We start from the raw sequence: 5,171 nt of genomic DNA, 5'->3' as shown, positions 1-5,171 counted from the left end.
TTTTTTAATTCGAGTATTACTTAATCGATACTATACATAAATATATAATCCGGCGTTAACTTAATGGCAACTAGGCTGTCCCCCGACAGCCAACTTCTTCAATATTAAAGCCAGTGGCTTAAGTCACGACCTAGCAGTTGCTGCAACTGGCGAATGTCATCGGCATATATATCCGTAGTTATCTTTTTATGTAAGTCTTTGTCCAGCTTTGGTTGCTCCAGGTTCCTGTTCTTCAGGTTGTTTACCACTTTTTGAAGCCAGATGTTGTCCTTTACTTTATTGTAAAGCGAAGCGGGAGCTACTTTTTTTACAGCCGTCTTTAAAATACTGTTATGGCCAAGCGTCCGGTCGTAGAATTTATTCTTGATAAATCCGGATTTATTGTATTTAACAGAATCATTGATACCCTCCAAAGGTGTGACGCCAATAAATTCAAAAAGATCTTTCATCAGGGCATTGGAATCTTTTTTGAGATCTTCATTTAAATAGACCCTGATGTTTTCTTTTGGAAACAGATTAAAGTATCTGGAGAGGTTTTCGTAATAGAAACCTTCCTTTACCAGGTCATTTCTTACCCACCAGATGGAGTTACGGTCCAGTACATCTTCAAAATGGGGAGAGGGCAGTTCATTTTCACGTGCCAGGTGCAGATATCTGGAATAAAGCCGCTCGGTAGGCTGCCTTAATATGGCTATCAATTTAACATTTGGAACATAATCTTTGATCGTCTCTGCCGTTCCTTTAATAACCAGATAAGTATTGGAAGTTTCGCCAATTACCTGATTTGGCTTGGCGGCTTTGAATAATGTTAAATAATCTTCTATTTTTGTAATAGATGTATGGTAATGTGCTAAAGCGTCCTTATCCAGCGTTGAAATATCAATTCTGTCATAAGAGAAGAAATCCGGTTCTTTAACCGGACTCATAAAGACATCAGGGTGCTGTTTTAAATAATTATCAAGCGAAGTTGTGCCGGATTTTCCGGCACCGATGATTAAGAAGTCAGGTAACTTTTCCACTAAATGATTGATTTTATTCAAAACTAGTTATTCTTACTGTTGTTATACTCATAATTAAACCAAATACTGAGTAACAAGTTTATAAGATAATGAAATTCACGTATATAGGTACATTTCTATTAGTTGGATCAACAGTATTGCTGGGGCTTAATTTTGATAAATCATACCAGTCTCCAAAGGATGAGGAAATAATTTTAAATAATAATACCTCTCTTCAAAAACATACATTTGATGCTTTTCTTGGTATCAATTCCGTCAGGGAGCAAGATGGATCTAAGATCAAAGATCAATACCAGGTGGCAAAGTACCACAGGATATTCGGTATGGATAGCCACGTATTCACCGGAGAAGAAATGGTTAAGGAGTGGAAGGGAAAGAGATGCCTGGTTGATCGCAGTATTCCCCATGATGCATATCCAAACGACAAGATAGGATTTAACCCTGCCAAGGGAGCCGGAGGTTTTAATTTTGATGAGTTTCTTCTGACCATGAAGCAAAGCGGCTTGGAGTCCATTCCAGTTTTGGCCAAGAACCTGCTGTACACCAATGTACCCAAAGACAGTATGATCAATGTATGGCAAATTCCCTGGGATGAGGGTGGAGACCCTGAAAACCCGATGGATTATAAGGCCTATGCATCGTTTTTGTACCAGTTTACGGCCAGGTATGGTAAAAATAAGCTGATCAGTGATGGGGGTACTATTGATCCTAAATTGCTGAAACTGGCACCCAATAATGAGATCAAAGCCGGGCTTGACCTGGTGTTCGCTATAGAACCGGGGAATGAAATGGATAAAGACTGGTTTAGTGAAAGGGAGCGTGCCACACCGAAGATCTTAGCTGCTTTTTTATCTGCTGCCATAGACGGACATATGGGAAAAATGGGAGAGGGGCATGGTATTCTCACAGCTGATCCTTCTATGCAAATTGCCTTTCCGAGTCCTATTGATATAAAATCGGATTATGTGCTTAATGTACTTGAGGAGTTAAAAGAACTTCGCAAGGATGCAGCAAAACATGGAAAGCCGGTGATCCCTGAAAAAAACCTGATATTGACTGCCCATGCTTACCCTTTTAAAAATGGTAGTCAAACCGGCGCAGAAACCAGTGATATAGTAGAAAATACGGAAATGATTTCCAGGTCAAAAGATTTTGTGGAGGTGCTGAGGTCTAAATACTCCTGCCCGATCTACCTCACAGAAACAGGCTATGATAAAGTGGTAGGTGATGTAAGTCCGATCGGAACGCCGACCACAAATATAGATAGTATGGACTCTCATGAAATCAGTACCTTTGCGCAAGCCAAGCATATCACACGGCTCCTGATGTCTATGTATGGAGCTGGTTATGACAAAACCTTTTTATTTACCCTCAAAGATCCTGTTGCCATAGAAGCATGGGGCTTCCGCCGAAAATTCAGTACTTCCGGGCTGATCAGAAAAAATGGTGATAAAGACCTGGCGTGGCATGTGGTTAACTTTTTGGGAAATAAACTGGCAGGCTATAAACTAGAGTATGCCTATTTTAAAGGTCCGCTGAGTGTAATGAAGTTAAATAATGGAGATAAAGTGGCCTTTATGTATTGGATGGGAACTAATAACAACAGTACCACCAAGGTTAATCTACCATTGAAGAAAAGCTACAGTGCGGTTTCTGAGTTTGTACTCGAAAAATATGATAACGGTTTTAAACCGAACTGCCTTGATGCTAATAAAAATGTCAATATTGAAGTAACGGAGTTTCCCCGCCTGGTTATTCTTGAACCTTGATTTCTAATAATTTTAATATTGCTGGAATAAGTAACTCAAAGCATTAGCTTTGTAAATTAAACTATAGTTATAAGACACATAAATATGATCAAATCGTTGTCGGCAACTGCTAAAAAGCTATTTGGCAGCAGTCTATATAATGATATCAGAGCCAATTATTTGTTTAGAGACTTAGATAGTCCCTATCCGCTATACCCTGATACACCTTTTAATATGGATTGGAGCAAACTTTCTGCTGCTGGTTCCGCGTCTGCCGCCAAATCTGCCACCGAGGTTAAAGCAGCCTACATAGTTTCACCAACACAGCGAAGTGGTACCAACTTTCTCAGTCATATGCTTGACAGGCATCCTCAACTGGAGTTTCCGTCAGGAGCTGACTTGCCTGACGAGCAGTGCCTTTATACCTACTCAGAACACCTAAAGCAGTATGCCTACAAGACTGTAAGCACCTGGAACAAGTGGATCGATGGTGGTGAGCCTGTATTGCAGGAGCATGCCAGGGCACTGGTAGGGGCTATGGGGAGTGGCGTTTTACAGTATTTCGCCGGATTTACTAAACCTGGCAATACGCTATTATTTAAAACACCTGATGCAGGTCATATAGATAATTTCTTCCATCTCTTCCCTCAATGTAAAGTCGTGATACTTTATAGAGATGGCCGCGATACCATAGAGTCATTCTCAAAATCATGGGGAGGAAAAGGTGCTTTTAGAAAAATGTGTGAGCGCTGGTCAAAAAGAGTGGATACTATTTTTGAGTTTGTAGCGATGGCCGAAAGGGCTGGCTATAGCGACAGGATCATTACAACCAGGTATGACTACCTGAACGACAATGCCAGGGAGGAGTTACCTAAAATCCTGAAATTCCTTAATGTGGATGTTGATAAATACCCATGGGATCAGATAGATGAAATTCCTGTGTTAGGCTCTTCAAGCTATAAAGGTGATCAGGGTGAGGTACACTGGAAACCTATAGAAAAGGATGAGAAATTTAAGCCTACCCAGAAGTGGCTTAGCTGGGACAAAAGTAAAAAAGATGCCTTCAAAAAAGCGGCAGGAGATAACCTTGTTAAGCTTGGGTTTGCCGAAAACAATGACTGGTAAGTGGCATGTTAGATAAGCTAAAAAAGTCGTATTGGTTCAAATCAGGCTCCCTTACGCTACTTAACCGGATTTCGATCACTTTATTCGGGTTGCTGAATTTCTTTTTTCTGATCAGGATACTGTCCCCGAACGATTTTGGTGTATGGGTTATCTTTCTGTCTATTACAGGCCTTTCTGAGTCTATCAGGAATGCTTTCATATATAATCCGTTGTTGCGGTACCTGAATTCAGAAGATGAGAAAAATCACAAACATATTATAAGTGCTTCCCTTTCGCTCAACCTTTTTGCTGCCTTTATAATTTCGATTGTTTTTATATCGCTGGCCTATACGGTAAATTACTTTTTTGAAGCACCTGCTCTAAAGGATATGCTCCTGATCAGCATTATATCCGTATTTGGTTTTACCTTATTTGCCCATTTTACATTCTTGCAACAAGCCAATCTCAGGTTTGGAGGTACGGTAGTCAGCACCTTTTTTCAGAAGCTGGTATTGCTCGCCTTTATTTTATATGCATTCATATCCGGGTATGAGCCTACACTTTTTGAGCTGGCTTTGTATTTCAGTATTGGGTATGTCATAAGCTCGTTTCTGGCCTATTGGTTTGCAAGAAGGGAAAGTACCTTTACTTTTAGTTTTGACAAGGTTTGGATTGGCAGGCTTTTTCACTACGGAAAATATACGCTGGGGACCAACATTAGTACCATGCTTAATAAAAATACCAAGGAGTGGTTTTTAGGGGGTATGATAGGTCCTGCATCTGTAGCCGTATTTTCACCGGCAGTAAAAGTCACTAATTTATTTGAGATACCTTTGGCGGCCATTGCTTCAGTATTTTATCCGGAAATGATCAACCGTGTTAGAAAAGAAGGGATCTCTGCTGCCAAATACCTTTATGAGCGGTCTGTAGCTATTATAATGGTGGCTATTCTTCCTTGTGTTATACTTATTTTCTTTTTTGCTGAACCTATCGTGCTGATTATTGCAGGACCAAAGTATCCTGAGGCGGTACCGGTTTTACAGGTGATGGTACTATATGGAATTTTTGAACCCTTTCAACGTCAGTTTGGGGTAACCTTAAATGCAATAGGAAAGGCGCATATCAATTTCTACTTTATTATTGTTAGTTCAGCAGTTGGCATTCTAATTACCTGGCTTTCAATTAAATATTATGGTATTATGGGAGCAGCTTACGGAACTATCCTAACTTACGGGCTGGGTGCTGCTTTTATTCAATATATTTTATACAAGCAGATAGATGTAAGAACCTTGAATATTTT

At 40.0% G+C, this 5,171-nt stretch carries 4 protein-coding genes; 3 read left to right on the top strand and 1 reads right to left on the bottom strand.

The genetic code is table 11. The annotated features are described in order from the left end of the window. Positions 1–104 precede the first annotated feature (104 nt). Positions 105–1,019, bottom strand: a complete 915-nt coding sequence (locus tag E1163_RS12840; RefSeq protein WP_185156074.1) for a sulfotransferase domain-containing protein — start codon at positions 1,017–1,019, stop codon at positions 105–107. A gap of 89 nt (positions 1,020–1,108) precedes the next feature. On the opposite strand from E1163_RS12840, the gene E1163_RS12835 reads away from it, so the two are divergent. From E1163_RS12835 to E1163_RS12825, 3 genes are all read left to right on the top strand, one after another. After that, entirely contained in the window at positions 1,109–2,788 is a 1,680-nt protein-coding gene (locus E1163_RS12835; RefSeq protein WP_155172328.1) for a hypothetical protein, read from the top strand. Between the two features lie 84 nt (positions 2,789–2,872). Then, positions 2,873–3,892 carry a sulfotransferase family protein gene (locus tag E1163_RS12830; protein ID WP_155172325.1) on the top strand — a complete coding sequence of 340 codons (1,020 nt, stop codon included), beginning with the start codon at positions 2,873–2,875 and terminating at the stop codon, positions 3,890–3,892. Positions 3,893–3,897: 5 nt separating this feature from the next. Further along, on the top strand, positions 3,898–5,171 hold a 1,274-nt coding region (locus E1163_RS12825), incomplete at its 3' end, for a flippase (protein ID WP_155172322.1).

The organism is Fulvivirga kasyanovii (assembly GCF_009711405.1).
GTDB classification, from domain to species: Bacteria; Bacteroidota; Bacteroidia; order Cytophagales; family Cyclobacteriaceae; genus Fulvivirga; species Fulvivirga kasyanovii.
The sequence above is the reverse complement of the archived record's forward strand: the minus strand, read 5'-3'. Positions and strand labels throughout refer to the sequence as shown.